At 63.9% G+C, this 4,627-nt stretch carries 5 protein-coding genes; 4 read left to right on the forward strand and 1 reads right to left on the reverse strand.

From position 1 onward, the window contains the following. Window positions 1–87: 87 nt before the first annotated feature. The gene (locus BLX41_RS02720; protein ID WP_123723666.1) at window positions 88–1,311 is read right to left on the reverse strand and encodes an N-acetylmuramoyl-L-alanine amidase; all 1,224 of its coding nucleotides are present in this window, start codon (window positions 1,309–1,311) and stop codon (window positions 88–90) included. 130 nt (window positions 1,312–1,441) lie between these two features. On the opposite strand from BLX41_RS02720, the gene folE2 reads away from it, so the two are divergent. The 4 genes from folE2 to BLX41_RS02740 all read left to right on the forward strand — a co-directional run. Next, entirely contained in the window at window positions 1,442–2,335 is an 894-nt protein-coding gene (gene folE2 / locus BLX41_RS02725) for a GTP cyclohydrolase FolE2 (RefSeq protein WP_123723667.1), read from the forward strand. After that, window positions 2,335–3,003 carry a metal ABC transporter ATP-binding protein gene (locus tag BLX41_RS02730; RefSeq protein ID WP_123723668.1) on the forward strand — a complete coding sequence of 223 codons (669 nt, stop codon included), beginning with the start codon at window positions 2,335–2,337 and terminating at the stop codon, window positions 3,001–3,003. The genes folE2 and BLX41_RS02730 overlap by 1 nt, the downstream gene beginning before the upstream one ends. Continuing rightward, entirely contained in the window at window positions 3,003–3,869 is an 867-nt protein-coding gene (locus BLX41_RS02735) for a metal ABC transporter permease (protein WP_123723669.1), read from the forward strand. Before BLX41_RS02730 ends, BLX41_RS02735 begins: the two co-directional genes overlap by 1 nt. Window positions 3,870–3,880: 11 nt before the next feature. Then, a partial coding sequence (locus BLX41_RS02740) for a metal ABC transporter solute-binding protein, Zn/Mn family (RefSeq protein WP_259744352.1) occupies window positions 3,881–4,627 on the forward strand: 747 nt, incomplete at its 3' end.

Consider the following 4,627-nt stretch of genomic DNA (forward strand, 5'->3'; position numbering starts at 1 on the left):
CTGGCGGCGGTAGGAGCTGGCTTGCCAGCGAAGACATCCTTGGAAACGGCGCAACATTCACTGACCTCTTCGCCGGCAAGCCGGCTCCTACACGGCGCGGTTGTTCTTGGTTTCCTGGAGCCAGGCCATGTAGCTGTTGGCCGGCGGGTGCTTTTCGAAGTAGCGCTGCAAGCCCTTGAACAGGCCGTCGGCAATCGCCTGCTGATGCCGCGTCGTGACCAGTCGCTGGCTGTCGCGGCTGTTGGAGATAAAGCCGGTTTCCACCAGGATCGATGGCACGTCCGGCGACTTGAGCACCGCGAACCCGGCCTGTTCCACGCGCTTCTGGTGCAGGGTGGTGATCCCCGACAGGCTGTCCAGCACCGTGCCCCCTAGCTGCAGGCTGGCGGCAATGGTGGCGTTCATCGACATGTCGAGAATCACTCCCGCCAGCATCGGGTCCTTGTCCTTGAGATTGAGCAGGCTGCTGGCCCCCAGCAAGTCGGCACCGTTCTCCCGCTGGGCCATGAAGCGCGCAGTGGCCGAAGTCGCCCCGCCTTCGGACAAGGCATACACCGAGGCACCGGAGGCCGTAAGGCGCGGCGCCGCATCGGCGTGCACCGAGATGAACATGTCGGCCTTGTACTTGCGGGCAATCTCCACCCGCTTGCGCAGCGGCACGAAGAAGTCATCGTTGCGCACCAACTTCACGTCAAAACCCTTCTCACGCTTGAGCCGCTTGGCCAGCAACTGGGCGATGGATAGCACCACATCCTTCTCCCGTTCACCCTTGGCCCCCACGGCCCCCGGGTCCTTGCCACCGTGGCCGGGGTCCACCACCACGATGATGTCGCGCTTGGGATGGGGCTTGCCCGGCGACGCCTCGGGCTTGGCCAGCGGTGCAGCGGCCGCGGCGATCTGCAGCGGCGCCTTGCCGGTCTCGGACAGGTCCAGCACCAGTCGATGGCCCTGCCCATCCTGGGGCGGCAGGAGAAAACTGTTGAGCTGAACCGGCTTGTTCAGATCGAGAACAATTCGCGTATCGCCCTGGCCAAAATGCCCGGAGCGGATCGCGCGGATCACCGTATGGGCCAGGGACAACTGACTGAAATCGCCACTCAGGCGAGCGCCGTTCAAATCGATGATCAAGCGCTCCGGCGCACTCAGGGTGAAGGTCTTGTACTGCACCGGGCCACTCAGATCGAGCACCAGGCGCAGCTTGTCGGCGTCTTTCCACAGCCGCGCATTACGGATCTGCGCGGCGGAAACAGTCCAGGGCAACATCAGGGCCGTGCCGGCCAACAGCAGGTTGAGCAATTGACGTCTGTGCATGACAAATACCGCAGCTAAGGGAGTGTCCGTACTCACAAGAACAGGCCAGAGAACCGCCGAGGAAAAATCTTTCATCGGAGTTATTGTTATAATATAACATGTCGAAATATTCCTAACGACGGACCTGTTCATGAACGCGCTGACTCTGCCGGATATCGCCGCGCAGGCTTCACGCCAAGCCCTGCCCCTGGAATGGGTGGGCATGTGCGGCATTGCCTTACCTGTAGTGATGGACAGCCAACGGATCGCAGCCAAAGCCGATGCCGGAGTCAGCCTCGACGACGGCGAGGCGCGAGGTATTCATATGTCGCGCCTGTACCTGGCCCTGGAAATGCTCGAACAGGACAACCTCTCGCCTGCTCTGCTGCGCCAAGTGCTGCAACGCTTTCTCGACAGTCACGAAGGCCTGGCCCACAGCGCCTACCTGCGCCTGCACCTCGATCTGCTGCTCAAACGTCCGGCCTTGGTCAGTCCTTTGGCCGGTTGGAAGAGCTATCCGTTGAGCATCGAAGCGCGGCTGAAAAACACGATGTTCCACGTGGAACTAAAAATCGTCGTGCCTTATTCCTCAACCTGCCCTTGCTCGGCCGCCCTGTCCCGCCAGTTGATCCAACAGCAGTTCGTCAAGGATTTCGCCAACCGGCCACTGCAGCACGCCGACATCCTGGCTTGGCTGGGCTCGACCCAAGGCATAGTCGCCACACCCCATAGCCAACGCAGCAACGCCGAACTGCACCTGCGCCTGGACGACTTTCTCGACGAGCTGCCGTTGATTGCACTGATCAACGACGCGGAAAGCGCCCTGGGCACCGCCGTGCAGACGGCGGTCAAGCGCGCCGATGAGCAGGCCTTCGCCCTGGCCAACGGACAAAACCTGATGTTCTGCGAAGACGCCGCCCGCCGGCTGAATCTGGCCCTGCGTCGCTCCCCCGGCGTCAACGCCTTCCAACTGCGGGTTGTACATGCGGAAAGCCTGCACGCCCACGACGCCGTGGCGCAAAGCCGCTGGAACTGGGAGGTCTGATGATCCGTTGTCGAGGTTTGCGCTGGGGCGCACCGGGCCAACCCCTGACCCCGGCCCTGGATCTGCACCTGCCCAGCGGTAGCCTGAGCGCCATCATCGGCGCCAACGGTTCGGGCAAGAGCAGTCTGCTGAAAGTCCTGGCCGGACTGCAAAAGCCCTTGGCCGGCAAGGTCGATCTGGCGACGCCCAAACGGGGCGGCTTGTCATTCCTGCCGCAACAGCAACACCTCGATCGCCAGTTCCCCATCAGCCTGGAAGCACTGGTGGCCGGTGGCTTCTGGGGCAAGCGCGAACCGGCCAGGGCCCGGGCAGAAAAACTGCAGGCCGTACTCGAAGACTGGCATTTGAGTGGTTTGGAAAGTCGCCCGTTGATGGCCCTTTCCGGTGGGGAATTACAACGCGCGCTGCTGGCCCGACTGAGCCTGACCGAAGCACCACTGCTGCTCCTGGACGAACCCCACGCGGCCCTCGATGAAGCGAGCCAGACCCTGCTCTGGCAACACCTGCACAGCTGGCATGCCCAGGGCCGGACCCTGGTGGTGGTTTGCCATGACCTGGCCGCCGTGCGCCGGCACATCCCCCAGACCCTGCTGATTAAAAGCAGCGGCTGTGTATGGGGCCAGAGCCAAGAACTGATCGCCCCGCCATTGCAGACGCAGGTGGCTTGATGCAGTTCGCCGCGCATTTCTGGCAACCCTTCAGCGAATTCGTGTTCATGCGCCGGGCCTTGCTCGGCGGTCTGGTACTGGCCTGCAGCACCGCTCCCCTGGGCGTATTCCTGATCCTGCGGCGCATGAGCCTGATCGGCGATGCGGTGGCCCACGGCATCCTTCCCGGCGCAGCGCTGGGCTTCTGGTTCGCCGGTCTCAGTTTGCCGGCCCTTACCTTCGGCGGCCTGGGCGCCGGCCTGGGCATGGCCGGTCTCGCGGCCTGGATCACCCGCCGCACCGGCCTGCGGGAAGACGCCAGCATCGCAGCTATCTACCCCATCTCCCTGGCCAGCGGCGTATTGATCCTCGGGCTGGCGGGCAAACGCCTGGACCTGTTGCACCTGCTGTTCGGCTCGGCCCTGGCGGTGGACGGCCCGACCCTCAACGGCATGCTGCTGGTCTCGGCCTTCAGCCTGCTGGCCATGGCCCTGATCTACAAACCCCTGCTGCTGGACACCCTCGACCCCCTGTTCCTGAACAGCGTCAGCCGCCTGGGTCCCCTGGCCCACGGTCTGTTCCTGACCCTGGTGGTGCTCAATCTAGTGATCGGTTTCCAGGCCATCGGCGCCCTGATGGTGGTGGGACTGATGATGCTGCCGGCCGCCGCCTCGCGCTTCTGGAGCCGTCGGCTACCGCTGTTGATGGGCATTGCCGCGCTGCTGGGTTGTCTCTCGGTGTGGCTCGGCCTGTTGCTGTCGTTCCATTACTCGCTGCCCAGCGGACCGGCCATCGTACTGGTAGCGGGCAGCCTGTACCTGCTGTCCGTGGTGTGCGGTCCGGTGCACGGCCTGTTGCACCGCCCGCCTTTGCTCACATCCCCATGAGGTGTTTCCCGATGCGCGCTCTACTCGTGCTGTTCAGCCTGCTGCTGCCCCTGTCGTGGTCCACCGCCCAAGCCGCGGACAAGCTGGCCGTGGTCACCAGCTTCAGCATCCTCGCCGACATGACCCGCCAGATCGGCGGCGAGCATGTACAGATCACCAACCTGGTAGGCGCCGACGAAGACGCCCACACCTACGAACCCACACCGGACGACGCCAAGGCCCTGCTCAAAGCGCGGCTGATCATCAAGAACGGCCTGGGCTTCGAACCCTGGCTGGATCGTCTGGTCGCCAGCTCGGCCACCAAGACTCCAGTGATCACCGCCAGTCGCGGGGTGATTCCACGCACCCTGGACGAGGACGGCGAACAGGTGCCCGACCCGCATGCCTGGCACAACCTGGCCAACAGCGAACTCTATGTGAACACCATCACCAAGGCGCTGATTGCCGCCGACCCGGCTCACCAGGCCGACTACCAGCACAACAGCCAGGCCTACCTGCAACAGATCTACCGCCTGCTGGCCGAGGCCAAGACCAAGCTCGGCGCCCTGCCCCCGGGCAACCGCAAGATCGTCACCTCCCACGACGCCTTCGGCTACCTGGGCCAGGCCTATGGCATCGACTTCATGGCGCCCCAGGGCCTGTCCACCGAACGCGAACCCTCGGCCGCCGAAGTCGCGGCGCTGATCACCCAGATCCGTAACGCCAAGGTCAAGGCGGTGTTCATGGAAAACATCAAGGACGCCCGGCTGCTCAAGCAG

The sequence above is a fragment of the Pseudomonas protegens genome, assembly GCF_003732485.1.
GTDB lineage: Bacteria > Pseudomonadota > Gammaproteobacteria > Pseudomonadales > Pseudomonadaceae > Aquipseudomonas > Aquipseudomonas protegens_B.

Excerpts from the sequence above, each read along its gene's own strand:
- BLX41_RS02730 (WP_123723668.1), top strand. The coding sequence starts at position 2,335 with ATGATCCGTTGTCGAGGTTTGCGCTGGGGCGCACCGGGCCAACCCCTG.
- BLX41_RS02735 (WP_123723669.1), top strand. The coding sequence starts at position 3,003 with ATGCAGTTCGCCGCGCATTTCTGGCAACCCTTCAGCGAATTCGTGTTC.
- folE2 (WP_123723667.1), top strand. The coding sequence starts at position 1,442 with ATGAACGCGCTGACTCTGCCGGATATCGCCGCGCAGGCTTCACGCCAA.
- BLX41_RS02720 (WP_123723666.1), bottom strand. The coding sequence starts at position 1,311 with ATGCACAGACGTCAATTGCTCAACCTGCTGTTGGCCGGCACGGCCCTG.